24 protein-coding genes, 1 tRNA gene and 2 riboswitches are annotated in these 25,534 nt (G+C 68.3%); of the genes, 12 read left to right on the top strand and 13 right to left on the bottom strand.

Features of this window, described 5'->3' with window-relative positions; translation table 11 throughout:
• The 6 genes from CAL29_RS21155 (at position 1) to CAL29_RS21180 (ending at position 5,808) form a co-directional block, all read left to right on the top strand.
• Positions 1 to 822: a 4Fe-4S dicluster domain-containing protein gene (locus tag CAL29_RS21155; protein WP_094854979.1), complete on the top strand. Its 822-nt coding sequence runs from the start codon at positions 1 to 3 to the stop codon at positions 820 to 822.
• A complete protein-coding gene (locus CAL29_RS21160; RefSeq protein WP_094854980.1) occupies positions 815 to 2,785 on the top strand; it encodes a proton-conducting transporter transmembrane domain-containing protein in 1,971 nt (656 codons plus the stop codon). The genes CAL29_RS21155 and CAL29_RS21160 overlap by 8 nt, the downstream gene beginning before the upstream one ends.
• A gap of 137 nt (positions 2,786 to 2,922) precedes the next feature.
• A riboswitch (Fluoride riboswitch) is annotated at positions 2,923 to 2,983 on the top strand.
• A gap of 66 nt (positions 2,984 to 3,049) precedes the next feature.
• On the top strand, positions 3,050 to 3,430 hold the full coding sequence (gene crcB, locus CAL29_RS21165) for a fluoride efflux transporter CrcB (RefSeq protein ID WP_094854981.1): 381 nt from the start codon (positions 3,050 to 3,052) through the stop codon (positions 3,428 to 3,430).
• Positions 3,415 to 4,695, top strand: coding sequence for a hypothetical protein (locus CAL29_RS21170; protein ID WP_094854982.1), 1,281 nt, complete (start codon positions 3,415 to 3,417; stop codon positions 4,693 to 4,695). Before crcB ends, CAL29_RS21170 begins: the two co-directional genes overlap by 16 nt.
• Positions 4,696 to 4,738: 43 nt before the next feature.
• A complete protein-coding gene (gene ppa, locus CAL29_RS21175) occupies positions 4,739 to 5,272 on the top strand; it encodes an inorganic diphosphatase (RefSeq protein ID WP_094854983.1) in 534 nt (177 codons plus the stop codon).
• 116 nt (positions 5,273 to 5,388) lie between these two features.
• A complete protein-coding gene (locus CAL29_RS21180) occupies positions 5,389 to 5,808 on the top strand; it encodes an HIT family protein (protein WP_094856805.1) in 420 nt (139 codons plus the stop codon).
• Positions 5,809 to 5,821: 13 nt separating this feature from the next.
• Here CAL29_RS21180 and CAL29_RS21185 read toward each other — a convergent pair whose 3' ends face one another.
• The gene (locus tag CAL29_RS21185) at positions 5,822 to 7,165 is read right to left on the bottom strand and encodes an MFS transporter (RefSeq protein WP_256977650.1); all 1,344 of its coding nucleotides are present in this window, start codon (positions 7,163 to 7,165) and stop codon (positions 5,822 to 5,824) included.
• Between the two features lie 29 nt (positions 7,166 to 7,194).
• The gene (locus CAL29_RS21190; protein ID WP_256977651.1) at positions 7,195 to 7,746 is read right to left on the bottom strand and encodes a Chromate resistance protein ChrB; all 552 of its coding nucleotides are present in this window, start codon (positions 7,744 to 7,746) and stop codon (positions 7,195 to 7,197) included.
• A gap of 225 nt (positions 7,747 to 7,971) precedes the next feature.
• Positions 7,972 to 8,045: riboswitch (Fluoride riboswitch) on the top strand.
• Positions 8,046 to 8,132: 87 nt separating this feature from the next.
• On the opposite strand from CAL29_RS21190, the gene eno reads away from it, so the two are divergent.
• Positions 8,133 to 9,416, top strand: coding sequence for a phosphopyruvate hydratase (gene eno / locus CAL29_RS21195; protein WP_094854985.1), 1,284 nt, complete (start codon positions 8,133 to 8,135; stop codon positions 9,414 to 9,416).
• Between the two features lie 167 nt (positions 9,417 to 9,583).
• Here the strand turns inward: eno and CAL29_RS21200 are convergent.
• From CAL29_RS21200 to cysS, 6 genes are all read right to left on the bottom strand, one after another.
• Positions 9,584 to 9,676: transfer RNA gene (locus CAL29_RS21200), tRNA-Ser, on the bottom strand.
• Positions 9,677 to 9,775: 99 nt separating this feature from the next.
• Positions 9,776 to 11,041, bottom strand: a complete 1,266-nt coding sequence (locus CAL29_RS21205) for an aspartate kinase (RefSeq protein ID WP_094854986.1) — start codon at positions 11,039 to 11,041, stop codon at positions 9,776 to 9,778.
• A 109-nt stretch (positions 11,042 to 11,150) separates the two neighbouring features.
• A complete protein-coding gene (gene tilS / locus CAL29_RS21210; protein ID WP_373559830.1) occupies positions 11,151 to 12,146 on the bottom strand; it encodes a tRNA lysidine(34) synthetase TilS in 996 nt (331 codons plus the stop codon).
• A 134-nt stretch (positions 12,147 to 12,280) separates the two neighbouring features.
• The gene (locus CAL29_RS21215; RefSeq protein ID WP_094854988.1) at positions 12,281 to 13,246 is read right to left on the bottom strand and encodes an acetyl-CoA carboxylase carboxyltransferase subunit alpha; all 966 of its coding nucleotides are present in this window, start codon (positions 13,244 to 13,246) and stop codon (positions 12,281 to 12,283) included.
• A gap of 41 nt (positions 13,247 to 13,287) precedes the next feature.
• The gene (locus tag CAL29_RS21220; protein ID WP_094854989.1) at positions 13,288 to 13,932 is read right to left on the bottom strand and encodes a DNA-3-methyladenine glycosylase family protein; all 645 of its coding nucleotides are present in this window, start codon (positions 13,930 to 13,932) and stop codon (positions 13,288 to 13,290) included.
• A 26-nt stretch (positions 13,933 to 13,958) separates the two neighbouring features.
• Entirely contained in the window at positions 13,959 to 15,428 is a 1,470-nt protein-coding gene (gene cysS / locus CAL29_RS21225; RefSeq protein ID WP_094854990.1) for a cysteine--tRNA ligase, read from the bottom strand.
• A gap of 242 nt (positions 15,429 to 15,670) precedes the next feature.
• On the opposite strand from cysS, the gene CAL29_RS21230 reads away from it, so the two are divergent.
• The 3 genes from CAL29_RS21230 to CAL29_RS21240 are packed head-to-tail and all read left to right on the top strand — an operon-like array spanning position 15,671 to position 17,782.
• A complete protein-coding gene (locus CAL29_RS21230; RefSeq protein WP_094856807.1) occupies positions 15,671 to 16,366 on the top strand; it encodes a tetratricopeptide repeat protein in 696 nt (231 codons plus the stop codon).
• A complete protein-coding gene (locus tag CAL29_RS21235; protein ID WP_256977652.1) occupies positions 16,363 to 17,013 on the top strand; it encodes a peptidylprolyl isomerase in 651 nt (216 codons plus the stop codon). The genes CAL29_RS21230 and CAL29_RS21235 overlap by 4 nt, the downstream gene beginning before the upstream one ends.
• Complete coding sequence (locus CAL29_RS21240; protein WP_094854991.1) at positions 17,006 to 17,782, top strand: UDP-2,3-diacylglucosamine diphosphatase; 777 nt, start codon at positions 17,006 to 17,008, stop codon at positions 17,780 to 17,782. Before CAL29_RS21235 ends, CAL29_RS21240 begins: the two co-directional genes overlap by 8 nt.
• A gap of 120 nt (positions 17,783 to 17,902) precedes the next feature.
• Here the strand turns inward: CAL29_RS21240 and CAL29_RS21245 are convergent, their stop codons facing one another.
• From CAL29_RS21245 to CAL29_RS21255, 3 genes are all read right to left on the bottom strand, one after another.
• Positions 17,903 to 18,766, bottom strand: coding sequence for an undecaprenyl-diphosphate phosphatase (locus CAL29_RS21245; RefSeq protein ID WP_094854992.1), 864 nt, complete (start codon positions 18,764 to 18,766; stop codon positions 17,903 to 17,905).
• 24 nt (positions 18,767 to 18,790) lie between these two features.
• Positions 18,791 to 20,380: a TerC family protein gene (locus tag CAL29_RS21250; protein ID WP_094854993.1), complete on the bottom strand. Its 1,590-nt coding sequence runs from the start codon at positions 20,378 to 20,380 to the stop codon at positions 18,791 to 18,793.
• A 287-nt stretch (positions 20,381 to 20,667) separates the two neighbouring features.
• A complete protein-coding gene (locus CAL29_RS21255; protein WP_094854994.1) occupies positions 20,668 to 21,456 on the bottom strand; it encodes an inositol monophosphatase family protein in 789 nt (262 codons plus the stop codon).
• Between the two features lie 175 nt (positions 21,457 to 21,631).
• On the opposite strand from CAL29_RS21255, the gene CAL29_RS21260 reads away from it, so the two are divergent.
• Positions 21,632 to 22,417, top strand: coding sequence for an RNA methyltransferase (locus tag CAL29_RS21260; RefSeq protein WP_094854995.1), 786 nt, complete (start codon positions 21,632 to 21,634; stop codon positions 22,415 to 22,417).
• Positions 22,418 to 22,510: 93 nt separating this feature from the next.
• Here CAL29_RS21260 and CAL29_RS21265 read toward each other — a convergent pair whose 3' ends face one another.
• Complete coding sequence (locus CAL29_RS21265) at positions 22,511 to 23,434, bottom strand: Bug family tripartite tricarboxylate transporter substrate binding protein (protein WP_256977863.1); 924 nt, start codon at positions 23,432 to 23,434, stop codon at positions 22,511 to 22,513.
• 347 nt (positions 23,435 to 23,781) lie between these two features.
• On the opposite strand from CAL29_RS21265, the gene CAL29_RS21270 reads away from it, so the two are divergent.
• The gene (locus tag CAL29_RS21270) at positions 23,782 to 24,546 is read left to right on the top strand and encodes an IclR family transcriptional regulator (protein WP_094856809.1); all 765 of its coding nucleotides are present in this window, start codon (positions 23,782 to 23,784) and stop codon (positions 24,544 to 24,546) included.
• Here CAL29_RS21270 and CAL29_RS21275 read toward each other — a convergent pair.
• The gene (locus tag CAL29_RS21275; RefSeq protein ID WP_094854997.1) at positions 24,543 to 25,424 is read right to left on the bottom strand and encodes a mechanosensitive ion channel family protein; all 882 of its coding nucleotides are present in this window, start codon (positions 25,422 to 25,424) and stop codon (positions 24,543 to 24,545) included. The two genes, CAL29_RS21270 and CAL29_RS21275, sit on opposite strands and share 4 nt — an antisense overlap.
• Between the last annotated feature and the right edge of the window lie 110 nt (positions 25,425 to 25,534).

The following is a 25,534-nucleotide window of genomic DNA, read 5'->3' on the forward strand; positions in this document are numbered from 1 at the left end:
ATGCCACTCTGGACTCTCTACGGACTGATCAAGGGCAATGCCAGCACGCCATGGCCGTCGCCGGACGGCGCCGCCGCGGACGGACAGGCGGGCGTGCAGGGCATGCCCCGTTTCGATCCCGGCGCGTGCCGGCAAGGCTGCCGCGAATGCGCCGAGGCCTGTTTGCCGGAAGCCATCGCCTTCACCTCGGACCACACGCCGCCGACGCTGGACTATGGCCGCTGCATCAACTGCCAGGCCTGCGTGGAGGCCTGTCCGACGGGCGCCTTCACCATTTCGCAGGATTGGGCGTTCGGCGTGCGCCGCCGCGAGGACCTGGAGTGGGCCGAGACGCTGGCCGCGCCGGCGGCACAACGGTTGCGTCGACAGATCCGGCGCGTCTTCGGCCGCAGCCTCCATGTCCGGCACGTCGACGCCGGCTCGTGCAACGGCTGCGAGTCGGAGCTGCAAGCGTTGGGCAACCCCTTCTACAACCTGCATCGGCTGGGGATATTCTTCACGCCCTCGCCGCGCTTCGCCGACCTGCTGCTGGTCACCGGGCCGGTCACCTACGCGATGCGCGGGCCGCTGGAGGAAGCCTATGCGGCCATGCCGGACCCCAGGTTCGTGATGGCGATGGGGACCTGCGCCGTCTCGGGCGGCGTGGCGCGCGGCGGCTATGCCTGCGGCAACGGGCTGGAGGACGTCCTGCCCGTCGACATCTTCCTGCCCGGCTGTCCGCCCAACCCCGCCGCCATCATCCACGCCCTGCTGATACTGCTCGAACGCGCGGAGCAGCGCGTGCGCCACGGGAAACTGGCGGAAGGAGAAAACCATGGGTGACCTGCTTGCGTGGAGCGCGGCGCCCTTGCTCGCCGGGCTGCTCCTGGCCTTTGCCCGGTGGCCGCGAAGCGCGCGCCTGCTGATCGGATTGGCGGCCGCGCTCGGCGCCGCGTCCGCCGCCTGGGGCCTGGCCCACGAAGGGCAGGCCCTGGCCTTGCCGTGGCGGGTGGCCGGGCAGGCGGTGGCGTTGCGCTACGACACGGCGGCGCGATGGCTCATGCTCTTCGGACTGGCGCCGGCCGCGCTGGCGATCTGGATGGGCGCGTCCGCCCGGACCGCGCAAGCCGGGTGGCTGATCGGCGCCAGCCTTTCCCTGCTGGGCGCGTGGGGCGTATTCGGCAGCCAGGACGGCTATACGCTGTTGATCGCCTGGGAGGTCATGAGCCTGGGCGGCGCCGTCATGCTGCTGTCCGAACGACTCGACCGTGACGCCGGCAAGGCGGTGCTGTTCATGCTGGCGCTGCTCGAGGCCGGGGCGGTCGCCATGCTGCTGGCGGTGCTGCTGCTGGGCCGCGGCGGCGCGGGGCTGGGGGTCGACGACCTGGTGCAAGGCGGGCTGGCGCTCGGCCCGGCCGCCCGCGGCTTCGTCGGCATCCTGCTGCTGATCGGCTTCGGCGCCAAGCTCGGCATCCTGCCTTTCTACGAATGGCTGCCGCGCGCCTACGGCGTGGGCACGGGCGCCACCGGCGTGGTGTTGTCGGGGGTGGTGCTGAACGCGGGCTTCTTCGGCTTGTCGCGCGCGTTGATGCAATGGCTGCCGGCCAGCGCGGGGCTGGGGACGGTGGTCGCCGCGGCCGGGGTGATCTCCGCCATCCTGGCCGCCTTGCAGGCCTTTCAGCAGGACGACTGGCGCCGCCTGCTGGCGTTCTCGTCCGCCGAGAACGCCTCCATCGCCGTCACGGCCCTGGGCGCGGCCCTCATGTTCCGGGCGGACCGTCATCCCGAACTGGCCGCGCTGGCGTGGACGGTCGCCTTGCTGCACATGGGCGGCCATGCGCTGGCCAAGGGCGGCCTGCTCCTGTGCGCCGACGCGGTCCACCGCGCCAGCGGCCGGTATGCGATCGCGCAGGATGGCTGGCTGCGGCGCGCGCCATGGGGTTTTCGCATCGGGGCCTTGCTGTGCACCATGAGCCTGGCCGCCATCCCGCCGCAGATCGGGTTCGCCAGCGAATGGTTCGTCTTCCAGACGCTGTTCCAGGGCTTTCATCTGGGCAGCCTGCCCGGCCGCCTGGTGCTCGCCCTGGCCGGCGCCGGCATCGCGCTGACCGCGGCGGTCGCCTTCGCCACCTTCGTCAAGCTGTTCGGCCTGGGCCTGCTCGGCGCCCCCGCGGACCCGGGCGAGGCGCCTCCCATCGCGCGCCGATATGGCGCGAGCGTCGCCATCCTGGGACTGGGCGTGCTCGTGGCGGCGATCGGCCTGCCGCGCTGGCTGCCCTTGCTCGACGAGCTCGCGACGGCCTCGCTGGGCGTGCATGGCGGGCAGGCCATGGTCAAGGGCTGGCTGCTGGTCCCGCTGACCGATACCTTCGCCTTCATCTCGCCGTCCAAGCTGGTCATCGCCTTGCCGCTGCTGAGCCTGATTCCGCTTGCCTTGCTGGCCATCTCGGCGCGCCATCGGCGACGCATTACGCCGGTGTGGTACGGCGGCATGCGCGAGCGCCCGGCGGTCGTGCGCACCACGTCGCTCAGTTTCTCGAACGCGATGCGCACCTTCTACCGCTTCATCTACCAACCCACCCACGACACCCGCAGGGATACGGACGGCGGTCCGTATTTCCCCAGCACGCTGGAGTTCGAGCACGGCGTCACCGACGTTTTCGATCTGCTCGTCTTCCGGCCCTTGAAGAACGCGGTATGGAGGGCGGCCGGCTACCTGCGCGCGCTGCAGTCCGGCGATTTGAATTTCTACCTGGCCTTGATCGGCGGCCTGCTGGTGTTGATCCTGTGCCTGACTTTCCGCTGATGCCGCCGATACCCCTGATGCCTCTGATGCCCGGGCCCGACGCTCGCATCCACGCGCGTGCCCGCATGCATGGACGCGTTGCGAACCCGTTCCGGCCGGCCGCGCCGCCACGCAGGAAGGGATCGGAAGTGATAGACTTCATGCCAGGAGATGGCATTCTCCCTGAACCGCCGCAAGGCTGATGATGCCTGGAAAAAACGAGTCGCCTGGAAGGCATGCGCCAACCGGACGACTGGTCGATAAACAAGAAACCAGGTTCTCGGCATGTACAAGACTATTCTCGTCGTGGCGGTCGGCGGCGCATTGGGATCACTCGCCCGCTGGATTCTAGGCGTTCGCCTCAACCCGATCTTCCCGTCCTTGCCCTACGGCACGCTGGCCGCCAATCTCATCGCCGGCTACATCGTCGGCGTCGCGCTGGCCTTCTTCGCGCGGATGCCCGGCCTGCCGGGCGAGTGGCGGCTGTTCGTCATCACGGGCCTGATGGGCGGCCTGTCGACGTTCTCGACCTTCTCCGCCGAAGTGGCCACCCATCTTCGGAACGAAGAGTTCGGCTGGGCCCTGGGCGAGATCCTCATCCACGTCACCGGCTCCATCGTCATGACGCTCCTTGGCTTCCTGACCATCGCATGGATCAGCCGCTGAACATGCCCCTGCCGGACCTGGCCGCCGGCCGGCCCGAGCCGGGGGGCGCCTGCGTCGTCTGCGCCGGCCTGCAAGGCAGCGAGCAGCGCTACGTGGCCAGCGTGCTGAATCGCCGGACGACGCCCGAGCGCGTGGCCGAGTCGCTGACCGGCAGCCTGGGTTTCTGCGGCCATCACACCGCGGCGCTGCGGCACGCGCTGGAGGACAGTGCCCGGTTCCGCGCGGCGGCCGGCATGGCGGCCGGCTGGCTGGCGCGCATGGTGGCCGACACCCGCGTCTACGGCGAAAGGCTGAACGAGATCCTGTTCCGCTCGCGCGACGCCTGTCCCGCCTGCCTTCATCGGCGCCGGCTGGAAGGCAGGCTGCTGGCGCGCGTGCTGCGCGGCGCGCCGGCGTCCAGGCGGCAGTTGACGAACCACCTGGATGGCCAGCTATGCCTGAACCATCTTCATGCCATGACGCCGCACCTGCTGTCGGCCGGGCTGCCGCCCGTTGCCGGCCAGGCCTTCAAGCGGGCCGCCGACAGGCTCAGGCGCCAGTATCCGTTATGGGACATGGACGGATGCGCGCATCCGCCCGCGCCGCCCGCCGCCCTGGCGACGCAGCGCATGGCGCTGGCGGCGTCCATCGGCCTGAGCTGCCACGTGCCGCGGACCGATCTCGCTCGTCTCCGGCAAGAAGCGCCGGCCCGCGCCTGCGTGGTCTGCGACGCGGTGCTCGCGGCGCGCGACCAATGGCGCACCAGGCTGGCCCGGACCATCGAACTCGGCTACCCGCTGCGCCTGGCCGCGCCCTCGTGTCCCTGCCACGTGGTGGGCTGCCTGCTGGACGGATCGGCCGCGGCCGGGCATGCCGCCTGGAGCCGGTTCCTGCAAGCGGACAACCGGCCGGCCAAGACCGATGGCGGGTCCGAGGCCGCGCCCGCGCCGCCGCCCCGCCAGCGCAAGGGCGCCAGTTGGCATCTCGAACGTCCGGACGCCGCGGACCGCGAAGGACGGCCCGATCGCTACCTGGCCGCCCTGGGCGCCTCCTGCCCCGCCTGCGGCGCGGACGACGTCGCGCGCATGCGCGCCGTATTGCGTTATATCGCCGAATACCGCGCCCCGGCCGACGGCGATCCGCCGCTCTGCATGAAGCACTTCGCGGAAGCGTATATTCTCGAATCGAGAGGCACGCTGCGCGAGGACCTGGCGCAACGCCGCATGGCGACCTTGCAGGCGCAGGCCGAGCAGTGGCCGGTGCGGGCATTCGGGCGGTTTTCATGACGGCGCGAGGCCTTTTTTTTCATAACCCGGAGGACAACCGACCATGGACTTCAACACTATCCCGGCAGGCGACGACGTTACCCAGGCCTTCAACGCCATCATCGAAATCCCGGCCGACGGCCTGCCCGTCAAGTACGAGGCGGACAAGGCATTGAACGTCATCCGGGTCGACCGCTTCCTGAGCACCAGCATGCAGTATCCGGTGAACTACGGTTTCGTGCCGGGCACCCTGTCGCGCGACGGCGATCCGGTCGACGTACTGGTGGTGACGCCCTATCCGATCATGGCCGGCGCGCTGGTGCAATGCCGGCCTATCGGCCTGATGAAGATGACCGACGAGGCGGGCGAGGACGCCAAGGTCATCGCCGTGCCGATCGACCGGGTCTGCGCAGCGACCTCGGACATCACCGACCTGAAGGGACTGCCGAAGGCGCTGGTGGCGCGCATCGAGCACTTCTTCTGCCAGTACAAGGCGCTAGAGCCGGGCAAGTGGGTGCGCTTCGAGGGCTGGGGCGGCAAGGAAGAGGCGCAGAAGGAATTGCTCGATGGCGTGGCGGCCTATGGGCGCCATGAATAGCCCCCGGCTTATCCGCGGCAACCGGGGCGCTTGAAAACCGGGACGTTCGGAGCGAACGACCGAACGGCGCGCGTCCGGCAGGCACATGCAGAAGAATGGTCATGGAGAAGAATGGCATGGCATACGATCCCGACAACATCTTCGCCCGCATCCTGCGCGGCACGTCGCCGTGCATTCCCGTCTACGAGGACGAGGAAACGCTCGCCTTCATGGACATCATGCCGGAGGCGGAAGGACACGTCCTGGTCGTTCCCAAGGAACCGGCCGAGACGCTGTTCGACCTGTCGGAACGCGGCGCCCAGGCATGCATCCGCACCACGCGGCTGATCGGGATCGCGGTGAAAAAGGCGCTCGGCAAGCCCGGCGTCTACATCTCCCAACTGAACGGCGCGGAGGCCGGCCAGACGGTGCCGCACTGCCATTTCCACGTCATCCCCTGCACCGCGGAGACCACCTACCACCCCCACGCCACCGTGCGCGCCGACGACGAGGAACTGCGCGAGATCGCGGCCCGCATCCGCGCCTGCCTGGCGTAGCGCCGCCTTCCCCCTACTCGGCCTCGGCCCGGCCGTCGCGTCCGGCCCGCGCCAGCGCGAGCGTCCCGATCGCCATCGCCGCCGCGGCCAGGCCGAAGCCCAGGACCGGCGACACGGCCGACCACGCGAGGCCCACGACGGCGCTGGAGACGAACCGCGCCGCGCCGTTGACCGTCCCCAGCGCGCCATAGCACGACGCAAGCGTGTCCGGCGGGACCATTTCCGCGGTCACGGTCGCTTCGAGGGCCTCCTGGATCGCGGCGTAGAGTCCCGCGGCGAAGAAGATGACGGCAAGCAGCGGCAGGCGATCGACATGCAGCCAGAACGCGGCGGCGGTCAACAAGGCCGTCAACGCGCCGAGCGCATAGCCGGCGGCCAGCGTCGCCGCGTGGCCATGGCGATCGGCCAGGCATCCGACCGGATAGGACACGATGGCCTGCACGACGTTGCGCCCCGCGTACAGCAGGCCCGCCGCCTGCGCCGCCTCGATGACGCCGCGCGACGGCGCCAGCAAGGCGGTGGCCGCCAGGATCAGCAGGCTGTGCGAGAAGTCGCCGGCGCCGAAAATGCCCACGGCGCCCAGATAGCGCTTGAAGCGGACCGGCAGGCCGCGCAAGGTCCCGAAGAAGGTCAAGGCGGGATTCGGCGACCGCTCGGGGTCCCGGACCAGCGCCAGGAAAGCCAGCACCGCGAGCGCGCCCGGAATGACGGACAACCAGAGCACGAACCGGAAAGGCCCCGCTACGCCATCCCAGTGCAGCCGCTGCGCCCACCCGAGCAACGCCACACCGAGCAAGGGTCCGAGGACCGCGCCCACCGTGTCGGCCGCGCGATGAAACCCGAAGGCGCGGCCCCGCGTCCCGGGCGCGACGGCCTGGATCACGATGGCGTCGCGCAAGGGGCCGCGCAGTCCCTTGCCGAACCACGAGACGATGCGGCCCAGCAACAGCAGCGGCCATCCCGCCGCCAACGCGATCAGCATCTGCCCGACGGGCGTGAGGCCATAGCCGAGCAGCACCAGTTGCTTGCGATGCCCGAATTTCTCCGCGACGTAGCCGGAGGCCATCCTGGCGCATGCCGCCACCGCATCCGCGATCCCCTCGATGAAACCCAATGCCGCCGCGGGAATGCCGAGGACGGCGAGCAAGCCCGGCAGGATGACCGTGGCGGTCTCATAGCAGAAGTCGCCCAGCGCGCTGGTGACGCCGGCGCCGGCGACGGTCCGGTTGAACCAGCCCGCGGAGGATTGCGCACCGGCCGGCGCCGAATCGGGCGGATGGTCCATCATCTCGCGCAGCTCTGGATTCAAGGGCCTGGGGCGCAGACGCAGGCGTGACGCCAAGGTGGGAGGCAGCATCGCGGTCTCGGAGGCTTATCGCGCCGGGTTCAACGATTTTCTTCGTGGGCATCGAACACGCGCTGCGCATAGGCATCGAGCAAGGCCTCGCATTGCGCCAGCCGCTGCCGGGATTCGGCTGCGCGCGTGGCCACGTAGAAGTCGAGCTTCTGGATCTTCTCCAGCCAGGCCTGGAGTTTCTTCAGGTCCACGTCGTTCTCCTCCAGCTCCGCGTAGGTGAAATGCCGCGCCTGCGTTTCCTTGGCGATCTCGGCCTCGAAGTCGTCGCACCTGGCGATGAACTCGGCGTATTGCTCGTCGCGATCGGCCTTGAAGCGGGACACCACCTTTTCCTCCTGGGCCTTGTCCAGGGCCACCGTCTCCAGCAGGACCGCGCTTCCCGCCATCTCGTCGATCTCGTTCTCGACGATCTTGAGCCGGCGCACGTGGTCGTCGCTCTTGGGCAGCAGGCAAACCCCGTTTTGCAGGTAGACGGCGCCCATGCCCTTGAGCTTGCGCCACAAGGCGAGGCGCTTGCGCGCCGGTTCGGCGGGCACCTTGTAGGTCAACAACAGCCAGTTCTGTGCGTTCAAGTCGGTCACCGTGGGCGTCCATGATTTCGATCGATGGGAACAATCTAAATGAAACGACCGCTACATTCAAAATATTCTCTTGTTTCTTGCTTATTATTCAAACCGGACAACGCGGACGTGCCGCGTCCCGGCGGCGGCTTTGTCCCGGGCGCCCGGAATGCGGCAGTAATACACTCGTGACGCGCCCGTGATGCGCCCGTGACACAATGGTTTTCGCCTCACCGGCTCCGTATAATTCCCCAGGGAGATGGCGTTCCTCCCGCTTCACGCCAACCGCGGCCCCGGCCGCTGATGACGCCTGCGACACCCGGCCATGGTCGGTGCTGCAGGCGCTCGCCCCATACGCCTCCCGCCCCTGGTCAGTCCCGAACTTTTCCACAACGATGGAGCTTTCCATGGCGACTGAAATCCAGACCCTGCATGCTCGTGAAATCCTCGACTCCCGCGGCAATCCCACCGTGGAGGTCGACGTCGTCCTCGCCGGCGGCGCCACCGGACGGGCGGCCGTGCCGTCGGGCGCGTCCACCGGCATCCACGAAGCGGTCGAACTGCGCGATGGCGACCTGCATCGTTTCGGCGGCAAGGGCGTGCGCAACGCCGTCGCGCACGTGAACGGCGAGATCGCCATCGCCCTGCACGGCTGCGACGCGCTGGACCAGCCCACCGTCGACGGCAAGCTGATCGCCTGCGACGGCACGCCGAACAAGGGAAGGCTGGGGGCGAACGCCGTGCTCGGCGTCAGCCTGGCGGTGGCGAGGGCGGCGGCGCAAGCCTCGGGACAGGCGCTGTTCCAATACCTCGGCGGCCCGCGCGCGCATCGCATGCCGGTGCCGATGTTCAACATCCTCAACGGCGGCGTGCATGCTAACTGGCAGGGCACGGACTTCCAGGAGTTCATGATCGCGCCCGTGGGCGCGCCGACTTTTTCCGAAGCCGTGCGCTGGGGCGCGGAAATCTACCATCGCCTGCGCGCCATCCTGGGCGAGCGCGGCTACTCCACCGCGGTCGGCGACGAGGGGGGATTCGCGCCGGCCTTGAAGCACAACAGCGAAGCCGTGGAACTGATTCTGGCCGCCATCCAGGGCGCCGGCTACGAAGCGGGCCGCGACGTGGTGATTGCCCTGGATCCGGCGTCCAGCGGCTTCTACCAGGACGGGCTGTACCGGCTGCGCAGCGAAGGCCGCGACGTCACCGCCGAACAACTGGTGGCCCTGTACGCTTCCTGGGTCGACCGCTATCCGATCGCGGTATTGGAAGACGGCATGGCCGAGGACGACTGGACGGGATGGGAGCGGCTGAACGAAGCGCTCGGCGACAGGATCGAGCTGGTTGGCGACGACCTGTTCGTGACCAATGTCGAGCGCATCGAACGGGGCATCCGCCAGGGCGTGGCCAATGCGGTGCTGATCAAGCCCAACCAGGTCGGCACGCTGACCGAGACCCGCGCGGCGGTCGACACCGCCTATCGGGCGGGATGGGGCGCCATGGTCTCGCATCGCAGCGGCGAGACCGTCGACAGCTTCATCGCCGACCTCACCGTCGCGCTGGGCACCGGCCACTTGAAAACCGGCGCGCCCTGCCGGGGCGAGCGCGTCGAGAAATACAACCAGCTCATGCGCATCGAGGAAGCCCTGGGCGAGAAGGCCGTCTACGCCGGCCACACCGCCTTCGTGCGGTGAACCGGGATGCGGTGAGAATCCCAAGACTCTCATTGCACGCCGCTGATGTTGCTTGCTGCCCTTGCCGCCGTTTGCTGCCTGCGCGGGCGCTTTTCTACCCGGGAGTGCACGGCCCGAGGGCAAAAAAAAATCAACCACCCGAAGGTGGTTGATTTTTCACAGCATCTTGGCGGAGACGCAGGGATTCGAACCCTGGATGCAGTTTTTAGCCACATACTCCCTTAGCAGGGGAGCCCCTTCAGCCTCTCGGGCACGTCTCCAAAAGAGTTTGCGATTCTAGCACGGATTTTCGGCCTGGTGCGTCATTTGCATGGCGGGCGTCGGGCCGGAAGCCCGGGCCAGGCCGGCAACCCGGCGAATCACACCTTGGCGGCGGGCGCCTGGTCCAGGCCGAACGCCTTGTGCAAGGCGCGCACGGCCAGTTCCATGTACTTGTCCTCGATGATCACCGAGGTCTTGATCTCGCTGGTGCTGATCATCTGGATATTGATGTTTTCCTGCGAGAGGGTCTGGAACATCAGGCTGGCGACGCCCACGTGCGAGCGCATGCCGATGCCGACGATGGAAACCTTGGCGACCTTCTCGTCGGTGACCACTTCCTTGGCCTTCACCGCGGGGACCACGTCGCGCTTGAGCGTTTCCACCGCGCGCGCGAATTCGTTGCGGTTGACCGTGAACGAGAAGTCGGTGGTGCCGGCGACGGACTGGTTCTGCACGATCATGTCGACGTCGATGTTGGCGGCGGCGACCGGGCCCAGGATGGAGAAGGCGACGCCCGGGGTATCCGGCACGCCCAACAGGGTGATCTTGGCTTCGTCGCGGCTGAAGGCGATGCCGGAGACAACGGCGGCTTCCATTTTTTCGTCTTCCTCAAAAGTAATCAGCGTGCCCGAGCGCATTTCCTCGTCGAGCGGAATCAGGGGGTCGGTCAGCGAGGACAGCACGCGGGTCGGCACGCGATACTTGCCGGCGAATTCGACCGAGCGGATCTGCAGGACCTTGGAGCCCAGCGAGGCCATTTCCAGCATTTCCTCGAAGGACACGACCGGCATGCGGCGCGCTTCGGGCACCACGCGCGGATCGGTGGTGTAGACGCCGTCCACGTCGGTGTAGATCAGGCACTCGTCGGCCTTGATGGCGGCCGCCACGGCCACCGCCGAGGTATCCGAACCGCCGCGGCCCAGGGTGGTGATGTGGCCGTCGTCGTCCACGCCCTGGAAGCCCGTCACGATGACCACGCGGCCGGCATCCAGGTCGGCGCGGATGCGCGCGTCGTCGATGGAGGAAATGCGGGCCTTGGTATAGGCGCTGTCGGTGCGCACGGGCACCTGCCAGCCGGCATAGCTGCGCGCCTGCACGCCTTCGGCCTGGAGGGCGATGGCCAGCAGGCCGCTGGACGCCTGCTCGCCGGTCGCGGCGATCATGTCCAGTTCGCGGCCGTCGGGCTGCGGCGCAATCTCGCGCGCCAGGCCCAGCAGGCGATTGGTCTCGCCGGCCATGGCCGAAGGCACCACGACAACTTTGTGGCCGGCGGCGTGCCACTTCGCGACGCGGCGCGCCACATTCTTGATGCGCTCGACCGAGCCCATCGAGGTACCGCCATATTTGTGAACGATCAGGGACATCTCGTACTCTGGCTGGAAAATGCCGGAACCAGGGCCTGTTGACACTGGAAATAGCAGGCAGGCAAAGCCTAGTATTCTAACGTGTTGGCGAAAAAGTGCTGCAAATTGTCTAGAAAACGCCGGGTCCAGGCGTCAAATCCTCGATCGCCACCCTGCCCCGCACGCAGCGCACGCGATGCGCGGCATGCGCCCACAACAACTGCCTGTCGTGGCCCAGGGCATGCAATTGGCGCAATTGGCGCAGCAGCTCCGCCAGCCGCGCATCGCTGGGCATGCGCGCGCCATGCAGGCGCAGCCAATACCGCACGACGTGCGCCTGGCGCGCCGGCGACAGCGCCCGCCAGGCGGCCAGCGAAAAGTCCCGGGCGCCGGGCGACGGATCCAGGCCGGCCAGGTCGGCCGCGGCCACTTCGGCCAGGATCTCGGCGCTCTCGGCCGCCTGCCGGGCATGCCGGGCGACGATGGCCTGCCATCCCGGCCAGCGCCGTTCGAGCACGGGCGCCAGCAGGGTGCGCACCGCGGCGCGGGTGTAGCGCGCATCGGCATTGGAGGGGTCCTGCACGGCGGTCCAGCCGCTGGCGGCGGCATACGCCGCCGCGGCCTCGCGGATGCGCGCGCGCGGCACGCCCAGCCAGGGACGCAGATAGGTGATGCCGTCCCGCTCGCTGGCGGCCGCCATGGCGGCCAGCCCCTCCGGGCCGGCGCCGCGCAGCAGCCGCAGCAGCACCGTTTCGGCCTGGTCGTCCTGATGATGGGCCAGCAGGATATGGGCGACGCCGTCGGCGCGCGCCGCTTCGGCCAGCGCGCGATAGCGAGCTTCGCGCGCCGCGCCCTCGATGCCGGCGCCGCTGTCGGCCGCCACCTGGACGGACAGCACGCGCACCGGCAGGCCCAGGGCCGCGCCGAGCGCGCGCACGCGGTCCGCCCAGGCGTCCGCCTCGGCGAACAGGCCGTGATGGACGTGATAGATGAAAAGCGACAGCCCGAGCGGCTTGGCCACCGCCGCCGCATGCACCGCCAGCATGGCCGAATCGGCGCCGCCGCTGACGGCCAGGCCGGCGCGCGGGTGGCCGGCGGCGCGCAAGGCAGACAGCGCCCGTCGCAGCGGCGGGGCCAGCACGGAGTCGGCCGGGGAGTCCAGGGCGTCAGGGCCGGATGGCGCCACGGCCGAAGCCGCAGTCGGCGCCGCGGGCTTGTCGTCGCCGGTCATGGACGAGACTCCCGGCCAGGCGCGCCAGTTCAGGCGCGCGCTTCCTGCACGCGGCCGTAGGAGGCCACGCGCTGCAGGCGCTGTTCGACCAGCGCCTCGGGCGACAGCGTGGACAATTGACGCAAGGTGTCGCCCAGGGCGCGGCGCAGCAGGCGCGCCATGACGCGCGGGTCGCGGTGCGCGCCGCCGACGGGTTCGTTGACGATCCGGTCGATCAGGCCCAGTTCCTTCAGGCGCGGCGCGGTGATGCCCAGCGCCTCGGCGGCCTCGGGCGCCTTGTCGGCGCTGCGCCACAGGATGGAGGCGCAACCCTCGGGCGAGATCACCGAATAGGTGGCGTATTGCAGCATCAGCACCGCATTGGCGACGGCGATGGCCAGGGCGCCGCCCGAACCGCCCTCGCCGATCACGGTGGCGATGATGGGCACGCGCAACTCCGCCATGGCGTACAGGTTGTGGCCGATGGCCTCCGACTGGCCGCGCTCCTCCGCGCCGATGCCGGGATAGGCGCCCGGGGTGTCGACGAAGGTGAAGACGGGAATGCCGAATTTTTCGGCCAGGCGCATCAGGCGCAGGGCCTTGCGATAGCCTTCCGGGCGCGGCATGCCGAAGTTGCGCATGGCGCGCTCCTTGGTGTCGCGGCCTTTCTGATGGCCGATGACCATGCAGGGGGTGCCGTTGAAACGGGCCAGGCCGCCGACGATGGACTGGTCGTCCGCGAACATGCGGTCGCCGTGCAGTTCGTGGAAATCGCTGAAGATTTCCCGCACGTAGTCCATCGTGTACGGACGCTGCGGATGGCGCGCCACGAGGGCGGTCTGCCAGGGCGTCAGCTTGCCGTAGATCTCCTTGGCCAGCGTCTGGCTCTTTTGTTGCAGCCGATTGATTTCGTCGGAGATGTCCACCGCCGAATCGGCCTGCACAAAGCGTAGTTGCTCGATCTTGTTGTCAAGCTCAGCCAGCGGCTGTTCAAAGTCCAGGAAGGTATTGCGCATGAAGAGGGGGATCCTGTTGGTGAGCCCGGGAATGCCCGCGGTCAGTATTGAACCGGAACCGGTTCAAGGCTGTGCCACAGGTACCAGGTTGCCACGGTACGCCAGGGTTGCCAGGCCAGCGAAACCTCGCGCGCTTCGAAACGCGAGACGGGTTCGCCGCTGAAGTAGTGTAGCGAGATTGCCTTGAGCAATCCCGGATCGTCCAGCGGCAGGACGTCCGGCCGCTGCAGATTGAAGATCAGGAACATCTCCGCCGTCCAGCGGCTGATGCCCCGGATGGCGACGAGTTCGTCGACGACCGCCTCGTCATCCATCTTGGACCAGCGGTCCGGGTGCACCTTGCGTTCGCTGAAATGCGAGGCCAGGTCGTGCAGGTAGTCCGCCTTGCGCTGCGCGATACCGGCGGCGCGCAGGCCGTCAGCGCCCAGGCGCAGCACCGCCGCCGGCGAGGGCCGCGCGCCGGCGGCTTCGAGCAGGCGCTGCCAGGCGGTGTCCGCCGCCCGCGCCGACACCTGCTGGCCGACGATGGCCCGCGCCAGCGTCACGAAGGGCGTGCTGCGCGAGGTCAGCCAGACCTCCGGGTGCTGCGGGATCAACTTCTTGAGGATACGGTCGCGCCGCAACAGATGGTTGACGGCATCTTCCCAGTAATGGGGCTTGGCGACGGAGGTTTCGACAGGGGACATGGCGCGCGGTTTCCTTGGGACACGCCTCAAACGCGGCGCCAGTTGGTCTGGCCGCCCGGTTTGTCTTCCAGTTCGATGCCGTGTTCGCGCAATTCCGCGCGGATGCGGTCGGCCTCGGCAAAATCCTTGTCGCGCTTGGCGGCGGCGCGCGCGGCGATGCGCGCGTCGATCGCCGCGTCGTCCAGGGCGTCGGCGCGCGCGGCGTCGGCGGCGCCGGGCTTGTAGCGCGTGGGCGCGCGCAGATACGTCTGCGGGTCCTGCTGCAACAGGCCCAGCAGTCCGGCCAGCGCCTTCAATTGGCCGGCCGTGCGGGCGCTGCCGCCGCGGTTGGCGTCGCCGGCCAACTGGAACAGCGCGGCCATCGCGCCGGAGGTGTTGAAATCGTCGTCCATCGCGGCCTTGAAGGCCTGCGCCTGGGCCTCGTCCCAGTCCACCCCCAGGTCGTCCGCGGCCACGTTGGCCAGCGTCTGGTACAGGCGGTCGAGCGCGTTCTGGGCGTCCAGCAGGTTGTCCGGCGTGTAGTTCTGCGGGCTGCGATAGTGGTTGCGGACGATGAAGAAGCGCAACATCTCCGCCTCGCGCGGATTGGCGGCGTACTCCGCCCGCGGCTGGCCGTCCTCCGCCCCGTCCTGTTCGCCGCTGGCGATGGTCTGGCGGATGGTGCGGAAATTGCCCAGCGACTTCGACATCTTGTCGGCATCCACCATCAACGGGCCGCAATGCATCCACACATTGGCCAGCACGCCGCCGAAAGCGCCTTCGGTCTGCGCGATCTCGTTCTCGTGGTGGGGGAACTTCAGGTCCGGGCCGCCGCCATGGATGTCCAGGGGCAGGCCCAGCAGGCTCTTGCTCATGGCCGAGCACTCGATATGCCAGCCGGGGCGACCCAGGCCGTAGGGCGATTCCCACTTGGTGTCGGCCGGCTCCTCCGCCTTGGCGGACTTCCACAGGACGAAGTCCAGCGGATCGCGCTTGGCCGAGCCCACCGCGACGCGCTCGCCGGCGCGCAGGTCGTCGAGCGACTTGCCGGACAGCTTGCCGTAGCCCTCGAAGCCGCGCACCGCATAGTTCACGTCGCCGTCGTCGGCCTGGTAGGCCAGGCCCTTGTCCTGCAGGCGGCCGATGATGTCCAGCATTTCGGCCACGTATTGCGTGGCGCGCGGCTCATGGTCGGGCGGCTGCACGCCCAGGGCGCGTTCGTCGGCGTGCATGGCGTCGATGAAGAATTCGGTGACCTCGCCGATGCGGCGGCCGGTTTCGACCGCGCGGCGGATGATCTTGTCGTCGATATCGGTGATGTTGCGCACGTAATCGACCGCGTAGCCGCTGGCGCGCAGCCAGCGCTGCACCACGTCGAAACCCACCAGCATGCGGGCGTGGCCCAGGTGGCAATAGTCGTACACCGTCATGCCGCAGACGTACATCCGCACCCGGCCCGGCTCGGCCGGCTTGAAGGGCGCTTTCGTACGCGATAACGTGTTGTAGATCTGCAGCATAGGTTCAGGCGTTAACGTCCGGGGATCATGACCGCGGCGGGTTTCCGCCCATCGGCATGGGACGGGATGGAATCCGCGACAGCGCCGGGCAGCCGGGAAGCGGACGGCCCTGGGCACTCGGAAACGGGGCCCGGGGGACTCGAAACGCAACCGAGGCTAAAATGGCGGTCGTCAAGTATAGCAAGCGGCCCGGTCCGCGCGCCTTTCTCGCGCCAACCGGGCTCTTTCTTTCCGGAATCAATGTGACTAACACGCCGCGCCTTTTTCACGTTCTGCTGGCCGCGCTGCTCCTGTCGGCGCCCCTGGAAGCCGTCCACGCCCAGACCATGCCGGGCGGTTCCCTGCAGCAGTCGCAGAACGCCACCATGACCACCCTGGACAAGCCGCCGCCCGAGGGCGGCTGGCAGGCCCTGGCCAACCTGCTCGACAAGGCCAAGCCGTCGACCGATACCCGCCTGACGCCGACGCCGTCCCAGATTACCGACCGCATCGAGCGGCTGCTCAACCAGGGCAAGAACGACGAAGCCCTGAAGATGATCGAGGACCGCATCGCGGCGACGCGCAGCCGCGGCCCCAACGACGGCACCGACGTCCAACTGGAGTTCCAGCATGCCCGCGCCCTGGCCGCCCTCGGCCGCATCGACGAGGCAATGGATGTTTACACACAAATGACGCAGCAATACCCGGAGCTGCCGGAACCCTGGAATAACATGGCGGTGCTGTACGTCGGACGCGGCGACATCGACCGCGCCCAGGAAGCCTTGCGCAACGCCCTGCTGGCGTGGCCGGACTATCCGGCCGCGAAGGCCAACATGGCCGACGTACAGTTGATGCTGGCGCGCCGTTCCTACTCCGAGGCGTCCAAACTGGGCGTAACGGGGACGCAGAACAAGGCGCGCGCCGTCGACAACCTGCTGAAAGAAAAGAAACCCCAATGATTCCGTCCCACCCGTTTTTGCGCCTGCTGCGCCACGCGGCCTGCGGCCTGGCGATCGCCGCGCTGACGCCGGCCCTGGCCGGCGCCGCGCCCTCCTCCACCCAAACCGGATCATCCACTTCTGAAGGCAAGACATCCATGAGCTCGAACCCCCGCGTCAAAGTGCAAACCAACATGGGCGATTTCGTCATCACCCTCGACGCCGACAAGGCGCCCAAGACGGTGGCGAACTTCCTTGCCTATACCAAGGAAGGCTTCTACAACGGCACCATCTTCCACCGCGTCATCGACGGCTTCATGATCCAGGGCGGCGGCTTCGAGGCCGGCATGAAGCAGAAGCCCACCAAGGCTCCCATCGAGAACGAGGCCAACAACGGCCTGAAGAACGACAAGTACACCCTGGCCATGGCCCGCACCAACGACCCGCAGTCGGCCACCGCGCAGTTCTTCATCAACGTCGCCAACAACGACTTCCTGAACTTCACCGCGCCCACCGCCAACGGCTGGGGCTACGCCGTGTTCGGCAAGGTCACCGAAGGCACCGACGTCATCGACAAGATCAAGGCGGTGAAGACGGGCAACAGCGGTTTCCACCAGAACGTGCCGACCGAGGACGTGGTCATCGAGAAGGCCGAAGTCCTTGAATAAGGTCGCATTGCCGGGCAGCGTCTGGATTGCCTCGGACATCCACCTGGGGCCGGCCACGCCGGCCACCTCGGATGCCTTCCTGGGCTTCCTGGAAGCAGCCGCGGAGGAAGCCTCCGCCCTGCTGCTGCCCGGCGACATCTTCGACGCCTGGATCGGCGACGACGTCATCCGCCAGGCCCCGCCCTGGCTGGCCGCCGCCCTCGAGGGCTTGCAGCGCGCGGCCGCGGCCATCCCCGTATGGCTGGGCCGCGGCAATCGCGACTTCCTCATGGGGCAGGAGCTGGCCGGCGCCCTCGGCGCGCACCTGCTGCCGGAGCCGGCGCTGCTTCGGACCGACTACGGCGACGTCCTGCTGACGCACGGCGACGAGCTGTGCACCGACGACCAGGCCTACCAGCAGTTCCGCGCCATGGTGCGCAATCCGGCATGGCAGGCCGATTTCCTCGGCCGCCCCATACCGGAACGGCTGTCCCTGGCGCAGCAGGCGCGCGGCGAAAGCATGGCCGCCAACCAGGCCAAGAGCGCCGAGATCATGGACGTCAACAGCGAGGCCGTGCAGGCGCTGTTCCGCCAGACCGGCGTGACCACGCTGGTGCACGGCCACACGCATCGGCCGCAGCGCCACGTGCTGCAGATCGACGGCCGCAAGCGCGAGCGCTGGGTGCTGCCCGATTGGGACTGTGACCACGCCCGGCCGCCGCGCGGCGGCTGGCTGGTCATCGACGGCGACGGACTGCAGTTCTTCGACCTGGCCGAGGCCGACGAGTAAACGGACACGGCTCCCGCCGCGCCATGGCCGGCGGGACCGGCCTCCCCTGCCCGCAGATGGGCCCGCGCGCTGATAGGGCCCCGCCCATCGATAGGGCCGCCCGTCGAAGATGACGGCAGATCAGCGCAGGACCAGCACCGCCCCCACCACGATGCCCAGCGCGATGCGGTACCAGGCGAATACGCGATAGGTGTGGTTCGCGACGAAGCGCAGCACCGCGCGCACCACCACCAGCGCGCTCAGGAAGGCCGCGATGAAACCCACGACGATGCCCGTGACGTCGTGCTGGGTGAGGACGCTCATGTTCTTGTAGGAATCGTAGACCGTCGCGCCCAGCATGGTCGGCATGGCCAGGAAGAAGGAGAATTCCGTGGCCGTCTTGCGCTGCAGGCCGGCGATCATGCCGCCGATGATGGTCGAGCCCGAACGGGACACGCCCGGCACCATGGCCAGGCATTGCGCGCAACCCACGCCCAGGGCCTGCTTCCAGGTGATTTCCTCCAGCCGGTGCGCGCTGGCGTGCACCTCCGAGGCGCTGTCGAGCGCGGCCGAGTGCGGCCCCGGCGTCGTCGACCGCGTGCGCCGTTCCACGTAGAGCATCACCAGCCCGCCCAACACCAGCGTGGTCGCCACCACCGCCGGATGGTAGAACAGCGACTTGATCGCGTGGATGAAGATGGCGCCGATCACCGCCGCCGGCAGGAAGGCCACCAGCAGGTTGCGCGTGAACAGCATTTCGCTGCGCACGCCGGTGAACGTGCCCCGGATCAGGCGCCACAGCCGCTCGCGGAAAATCCACATGACGGCCAGGATGGAGCCGAACTGGATCACGACCTCGAACACCTTGGCGCTGTTCGATTCGAAATTGATCCAGTCCCCGATCAGGATCAGGTGGCCGGTGCTGGACACCGGGATGAATTCGGTGAGCCCTTCGATGATGCCCAGGAATATCGCTTTGACCAGATAGAGGGTGTTTTCAGTCACGGTGGCGGACGGGTCGGGGTAAGGTCAGGAATCGGCGCCGTCGCCTCCCTGGGCCACGTCGAGCGACAAGCGCTGGACACGGACCGAAGCGATGCGGCGGCCGTCGAGTTGTAGCACCTCGAACGTGAAACGCGCGTGAGGCGACACGAATTCGCAGGTATCGCCGGGCTGCGGCAGATGGCCGAAGCGAGACAGCAGATAACCCGCGAGGGTCGAGTATTCCTGAGCTTCGTCGACCAGACCATCCGTCTCCAGTACCTGCTCCACATGGTGGAGGTCGGCCGCGCCGTCGATTTTCCAGCGCCCCTCTTCCTCCGGCACGATGTCGGGGGACTCGTCCTCGTCGGGGAATTCGCCGGCGATGGCCTCGAATACGTCGATGGGCGTGACCAGGCCCTCGATGGCGCCGAACTCGTCGGCCACCAGCACCAGTTGGCCGCGCGCCCGCTTGAGGATGTCCATCAGCCGCAGGATGCCGATCGACTCGTGCACGATGATGGGTTCGCGCAGGCGTTCGCGCCGCACGCGGCCTTCCGTGATGAGATCGGCCACCAGGTCCTTGGCGCGCGCGATGCCCAGCACCTCGTCCAGCGTGCCGCGGCAGACCGGGAAGAAGCTGTGCGGGGCGGCGGTGATCTGGGCGCGGATGGTCTCGGGGTCGTCGTCGATGTCGATCCACGTCAGGTCGGTGCGCGGCGTCATGATGGAACGGATGGAACGTTCCGCCAGCGTCAGCACGCCGCTGACCATGTTGCGCTCCTCGACCCCGAAGGCCGGCGGCTGCTGCGCCTGGTCGTCGCCGTCCGTCTCGGCCTCTTCGTCGACCGGCACCGGCGGGCGCTTGCCCAGCATGCGCAGCACGCCCTCGGCGGTGCGCTCGCGCATGGGGCGCCGCGCGTCCAGCCGCAGCAGGTTGCGGCGGGCGAGCTGGTTCAAGGCCTCGATCAGCACCGAGAAACCGATGGCCGCGTACAGGTAGCCCTTCGGCACCTTGAAGCCGAAGCTCTCGGCGACCAGCGAAAAGCCGATCATCAGCAGAAAGCCCAGGCACAGCACCACCACGGTGGGATGGGCGTTGACGAAGCGGGTCAGCGGCTTGGAGGCCAGCAGCATGATGCCGATGGCGATCACCACGGCGATCATCATGATGGCCAGGTGGTCCACCATGCCGACGGCGGTGATCACGGAGTCCAGCGAGAACACCGCGTCCAGCACCACGATCTGCGTCACGATGACCCAGAAACTGGCATAGACGCGCGGCCCATGGCTGGCGTGCTGCACGCCTTCCAGGCGCTCGTGCAGCTCCATGGTTCCCTTGAACAGCAGGAAGAAACCGCCCGCCATGAGGATCAGGTCGCGGCCGGAGGGGTTGAGCGGCCCGAGGGAAAACAAGGGCGTGGTCAGCGTGACCAGCCAGGACATGACCGACAGCAGCACCAGGCGCATGAGCAGCGCCAGCGACAGCCCCATGATGCGCGCGCGGTCGCGCTGCTTGGGCGGCAGCTTGTCGGCGAGGATAGCGATGAAGATGAGGTTGTCTATCCCGAGAACGATTTCAAGGATGACGAGGGTAAGCAGGCCGACCCAGGCAGCGGGGTCCAGCAGCCACTCCATGTGCAACTCCAGCAGTTAAGGAACCGGTAATCGTACTCGAAAAGCCGCGCCGCGCCGGTCATGAAGGCCGGCGGGGGCGCGGACCGGCGGAAAGGATGAGGGTTGTTTAGGCTTTGTGGCGGATGGCGCGCGGCGCCGCGCGGAGGTGAAATAGCCCTACAGACCCGATCGGTCCCCCGCCCCAATCGCCGCGTTCCCCCTCTCCCCCGGCCTACCCACAGCAGGCCCCGCGCGCGAACAAGGCAGGCCCGACGGGTCTGACCGTTTGCGGCGCCGGAATTGACGGATCAGGCCTGCGCCGCGCCGCCCTGCAAGGTGCCCAGCACCTGGGTGAAGATCTTGGGCGTGGCGGCGAGCACGTTGCCCGAATCCAGCCAGCCCTGCTCGCCCGTGAAATCCGCCACCAGGCCGCCGGCCTCCAGCACCAGCAGGCTGCCGGCCGCCAGATCCCAGGGCTTGAGGCCCACGCCGCAGAAGCCGTCCAGGCGCCCGCAGGCCACATAGGCCAGGTCCAGCACCGTCGAACCCATGCGGCGCACGCCGATGACGTTCTCCGCCACCTGGCGGAACTTGCCGCTGCCCTGGTCGGGGCCGGCCGAACCGGCCCAGTGCGCCCCCAGCAAGGCCTCGTGATAGCGCGTGCGGCCCGAAACGCGCACGCGGCGGTCGTTCAGGAAGGCGCCGCTGCCCCGGCTGGCGGTGAACAGCTCGTTGCGCGAAGGATCGAAGACCACGGCCTGGGTCGGCACGCCCTTTTGCAGCAGGGCGATGGAGATGGCGTAATTGGGAAAGCCGTGTATGAAATTCGTCGTGCCGTCCAGCGGATCGATCACCCACTGGAATTCGGCCTGGTCCGAGCCCTGGTGCCCGTATTCCTCGCCCAGCACCGCATGGTCGGGATAGGCGGCGCGCAAGGTCTCCACGATGGCGGTTTCCGAAGCCTGGTCGACTTCCGTGACATAATCCCGCGGCCCTTTCTTGGCTACGTTGAGTCTTTCCAGGTCGAGGCTGGCACGATTGATGATGGTGCCGGCACGCCGGGCCGCCTTGATGGCGATGTTGAGCATCGGGTGCATAGATTTCCGTAATATTCGCACAAACGCGCAAGCGGACCGCCGGCGGCTTGTCGATGGATCGCCATCGATGCCGCGGCCTCGGGCGGGAACCCTTCCCAGCCCGCGCCGCCCCCTGAAACAGGGAGCCGCGGACCGAAACAAGGCCGGCCTGCTTGCGCCAAACGTGGCATTTTAAATGACTCAGGCATTTTCACGCGTTCGTTTCGTCATGGTGCAGCCCAGCCATCCCGGCAACGTCGGTTCGGCGGCCCGCGCCATCAAGACGATGGGCTTTTCCGGACTGTCCCTGGTCGAGCCGAAATTCAGCGACATGACAGCCCAGCCGGAGGCCGTGGCGCTGGCCAGCGGCGCCGGCGACGTGCTGGCCGCCGCCCGCGTGCACGCGACGCTGGAGGAAGCGCTGGCGCCGGTCACGCTGGCCTTCGCCATGACGGCGCGGGTGCGCGACCTCGGTCCTCCGCCCTGCGACATCCGCCAGGCGGCCGAGCTGGCGCGCGCGCACCTGGACGAACACGCCGAAGGCGAGGTCGCCATCGTCCTGGGTACCGAGCGGGCCGGGCTGACCAATGCCCATATCGCGGCCTGCCACCGCATCTGCCATATTCCCGCCAATCCCGAATACAGCTCGCTGAACGTGGCCCAGGCGCTGCAACTGGCGGCCTGGGAGCTGCGCTACGCCCTGCTGATCGACAGCGGCGCGCCCCTGCTGCCGCCCGCGCCCGCCGCCACGCCGGATCCGGGCGCGGCGCCGGCGTCGAGCGCGGCGGTGCAGGCCTTGCTGGCGCATTGGGAAGAAGCGCTGGTCGCCGTCCAGTTCCTCGATCCGCGGCATCCCAAGAAACTGCTGCCGCGCATGCGCCATCTCTTCAGCCGCAGCGGCCTGACGCGCGACGAGGTGGACATGCTGCGCGGCGTCTGCACCGCCATGCTGGCCACGGCGCGCAAGAAGCGGGAAACGTAGGGCGGCGCGCCCCACTGCGCGGCGCGCCTCCCCCAAAAAAACGGGCGGCCATCGTAGGCCGCCCGTTTTAGGTCTCTGGCTCAAGCCATCAAATCAATCGACCGTGGCGCCGGAGGCCTTGACCACCACCGCCCACTGGTCCACTTCCGACTTGATGAACTGGCCGAACTCGGCCCGCGTCGTCTTCGCCGGCACGGCGCCCAGTTGGTCGAAGCTGCGCTTGACCTCAGGCTTGTCGAGGGCCTGCTCCATGATGCCGTTCAGCTTGTCCAGCACTTCCGGCGGCGTCTTGGCCGGCGCGATCAGGCCGAACCAGGACGACACGTCGAACTTGGGGAAGCCCGACTCGGCCATGGTGGGCAGGTCGGGCGCGCTGGGCGAACGTTCCTTGGTGGTCACCGCCAGCGCGCGCAGCTTGCCGCTCTGCGCGTGCGGCCAGGACGACGGCATGTTGTCGAACATGAACTGCACCTGGCCGCCGATCAGGTCGGTAACGGCGGGACCGCTGCCCTTGTAGGGCACGTGCGTCACGTCGATGCCGGCCTGCTGCTTGAACAGCTCGCCCGCCATGTGGATGGAAGTGCCGCTGCCCGAGGACGCGAAATTCAGCTTGCCCGGGTGGGCCTTGGCGTAATCGACCAGCTCCTTGACCGACTTCACCGGCACGCTGGGATTGACCACCAGGATGTTGGGAACCTTGGCCGCCAGGGCGATCGGCGCGAAATCCTTGACCAGGTCGAACTTGATCTTGGGATACAGCGTCTGGTTGATGGCGCTGGTGACCGCGACGAAATACAGCGTGTAGCCGTCGGCCGGGGCGCGCGCCACGTATTCGGCGCCGATGTTGCTGCCGGCGCCCGGCTTGTTTTCCACCACGAAGGACTGGCCGGTGGCCTCGGTCAACTCCTTGGCCATGATGCGCGCGATCACGTCGGTCGTGCCGCCCGCCGAAAAACCCACGATGATACGCACGGGCTTGTCCGGGTAGGCGGCCTGGGCCACCCCGCCGAAAGTCATTACAGCGCACGCGCCGGCCACGGTCGCGGCCACCCTGCGCAAAAGGGCAAGCTTTTGGCTCATCTGCCTCTCTCCAAATTTGTCCAGTCGATGGACGTCTAAAAATTTTTGCTGCCTGATTTTCGGAGATCAGGCAACATACGGCAACAAGATGTCCACGGCTTGGACGCCAAATGCCGGCGGCGGCGCTGCTGCCGCGCCGGCAGGACACCCGACACAACGAGACACCGCGCCGGGCAGGCTCCGCGCGCGACTATCGCGGCCCGAGGCCGCGCGGATGGCCCTTGCCACCCGGGCGCCGCCGGCCGCGGCAGCGCGAACGCAGGCTGCCGGCGCTCCTGGATTTCATGGAAGACAGCCGCTCCACCTCCACCGGCCCCCGCACGCTGCGGCGCGGGCTGCAAGTGCTGGCCGCCTTGCGCGACCACGGCAACGACGGACTCAGCGTGACCGACCTGGCGCGCCATACGCAGATCCAGCGCCCGACCATCTACCGCCTGCTGGCGGCCCTGCTGGAAGCGAGCCTGGTCCAGGCCGTGCCGGACACCAAGAAGTACCGCGCCATGCTGGCGCCGACCGCCGCCGCCAGCGAGCCCGATCCGCGCCTGCGGCAGACCCTGCCCATCCTGAGGCGGCTGGCCGAGCGCACGGGCGACGCCGTGTTCCTGGTCGTGCGCGAAGGCGACGAATCGATCTCGCTGCACCGGGAAATCGGCGGCTATCCGGTGCAGATCCTGGCCACCTACGCCGGCAAGCGCCAGCCGCTGGGCGTGGGCTCCGGCGGCATGGCCCTGCTGGCCGCCCTGCCGGACGACGTCGCCCAGGGCATCGTCGCGCGCAATGCCGGGCAACTGGACGAATACGGCGGCATGACCACCCACGAAATGCTGCGCCTGATCGACACCACCCGCGCGCGCGGTTATTCGGTAGTGGGGAATCACGCGGTGCGCGGCGCGCTGGGCGTGGGATGCGCGCTGCTGGACGCCAACGGCGCGCCCCTGCTGGCCATCAGCGTGACGGCCATCATCGACCGGATGCCCGCGCAGCGGCAACGCGAGATCGCGGGCTGGATCAAGGCGGAACTGGCGCGCCTGAAGACGGCGCAGGGCTAGGGCCGCGTTTCCTGCTGCTGCGCCTCCTGCTGCCCTGCCTCCTGGTGGCGCGCCCCTTCATGCCGCGCCTCCGAGACCACGCGCACGGGCACGGGCGGCTGGTAGCCGTTTTCGTCCAGCAGCAGGCGCGCCTGGCGCAACAGGTCCCAGCGGTACTCCCAGTAACGCGGCGACGCCACCCAGGAGCGCACGTTCACGGTGATCACGTTGTCGAGGTATTCGAACACCCGGACCTCGGGCGCCGGCTCCTTCAGCGCCAGCGGATGCTCGTTGACGAGCCGGGTCAGCAGGGCAATCGCCTGGTCGAGGTCGTCGCCGTAGCGGATGCCCACCGGCATGTCGAAGCGGCGCGTGGGATTGCGGCTGAAATTGGTGATGGTGGCGTTCCACACCGTGCTGTTCGGCAGGCTGACATGGACGCCGTCGGGCTGCACCAGGCGGGTCAGGAACATGCCGACCTCTTCCACCGTGCCGCTGCTGCCGGAACTGAGCGTCACGAACTCGCCGGCGCGCACCGGCCGCAACAGCAGCAGCATGATGCCCGCGGCGATGTTCTGCAGCGTGCCCTGCAAGGCCAGGCCGACGGCCAGGCCGGCCGCGCCCAGCACCGCGATGATGCTGGCCGTCTGCACGCCGAAGCGCGCCAGCACGGCCACCAAGGTGAAGATGCGGATCGACCAGACCACGGTCGAATGGAAAATGGGAATGACGGTGGGATCGACGCGGGTGGAGCGCCCGGCGATGCGCCGCACCCACTTGCCCAGCAGCGCCGAGCCCCACCAGCCCAGCACCAGGATCAGCATCGCGGTCAGCAGGTTCAGGCCCAGGTCGAACAGGCGCGGAACCAGGGTGGCGAGGTCTGACATGGCGAAATTCATGCGGCGCGCTCCGGGTAAATGGAGCGCACTTTAGCAGATGACTGGCAGTTGAATGGCGGGCGAAGCCGCGCGGCCGGCGTCGTCACGGCCGGCCGGCGATTCAGGCCGGC

The organism is Bordetella genomosp. 10, from assembly GCF_002261225.1.
In the GTDB taxonomy this organism is placed as follows: domain Bacteria; phylum Pseudomonadota; class Gammaproteobacteria; order Burkholderiales; family Burkholderiaceae_B; genus Bordetella_C.

What these genes read in the sequence shown, in the direction of transcription:
- CAL29_RS21155 (WP_094854979.1), top strand. Translation starts at nt 1, where the DNA reads ATGCCACTCTGGACTCTCTACGGACTGATCAAGGGCAATGCCAGCACG.
- CAL29_RS21160 (WP_094854980.1), top strand. Translation starts at nt 815, where the DNA reads ATGGGTGACCTGCTTGCGTGGAGCGCGGCGCCCTTGCTCGCCGGGCTG.
- crcB (WP_094854981.1), top strand. Translation starts at nt 3,050, where the DNA reads ATGTACAAGACTATTCTCGTCGTGGCGGTCGGCGGCGCATTGGGATCA.
- CAL29_RS21170 (WP_094854982.1), top strand. Translation starts at nt 3,415, where the DNA reads ATGGATCAGCCGCTGAACATGCCCCTGCCGGACCTGGCCGCCGGCCGG.
- ppa (WP_094854983.1), top strand. Translation starts at nt 4,739, where the DNA reads ATGGACTTCAACACTATCCCGGCAGGCGACGACGTTACCCAGGCCTTC.
- CAL29_RS21180 (WP_094856805.1), top strand. Translation starts at nt 5,389, where the DNA reads ATGGCATACGATCCCGACAACATCTTCGCCCGCATCCTGCGCGGCACG.
- CAL29_RS21185 (WP_256977650.1), bottom strand. Translation starts at nt 7,165, where the DNA reads ATGCTGCCTCCCACCTTGGCGTCACGCCTGCGTCTGCGCCCCAGGCCC.
- eno (WP_094854985.1), top strand. Translation starts at nt 8,133, where the DNA reads ATGGCGACTGAAATCCAGACCCTGCATGCTCGTGAAATCCTCGACTCC.
- CAL29_RS21205 (WP_094854986.1), bottom strand. Translation starts at nt 11,041, where the DNA reads ATGTCCCTGATCGTTCACAAATATGGCGGTACCTCGATGGGCTCGGTC.
- CAL29_RS21215 (WP_094854988.1), bottom strand. Translation starts at nt 13,246, where the DNA reads ATGCGCAATACCTTCCTGGACTTTGAACAGCCGCTGGCTGAGCTTGAC.
- CAL29_RS21220 (WP_094854989.1), bottom strand. Translation starts at nt 13,932, where the DNA reads ATGTCCCCTGTCGAAACCTCCGTCGCCAAGCCCCATTACTGGGAAGAT.
- cysS (WP_094854990.1), bottom strand. Translation starts at nt 15,428, where the DNA reads ATGCTGCAGATCTACAACACGTTATCGCGTACGAAAGCGCCCTTCAAG.
- CAL29_RS21235 (WP_256977652.1), top strand. Translation starts at nt 16,363, where the DNA reads ATGATTCCGTCCCACCCGTTTTTGCGCCTGCTGCGCCACGCGGCCTGC.
- CAL29_RS21250 (WP_094854993.1), bottom strand. Translation starts at nt 20,380, where the DNA reads ATGGAGTGGCTGCTGGACCCCGCTGCCTGGGTCGGCCTGCTTACCCTC.
- CAL29_RS21255 (WP_094854994.1), bottom strand. Translation starts at nt 21,456, where the DNA reads ATGCACCCGATGCTCAACATCGCCATCAAGGCGGCCCGGCGTGCCGGC.
- CAL29_RS21260 (WP_094854995.1), top strand. Translation starts at nt 21,632, where the DNA reads ATGACTCAGGCATTTTCACGCGTTCGTTTCGTCATGGTGCAGCCCAGC.
- CAL29_RS21265 (WP_256977863.1), bottom strand. Translation starts at nt 23,434, where the DNA reads ATGACTTTCGGCGGGGTGGCCCAGGCCGCCTACCCGGACAAGCCCGTG.
- CAL29_RS21270 (WP_094856809.1), top strand. Translation starts at nt 23,782, where the DNA reads ATGGAAGACAGCCGCTCCACCTCCACCGGCCCCCGCACGCTGCGGCGC.
- CAL29_RS21275 (WP_094854997.1), bottom strand. Translation starts at nt 25,424, where the DNA reads ATGAATTTCGCCATGTCAGACCTCGCCACCCTGGTTCCGCGCCTGTTC.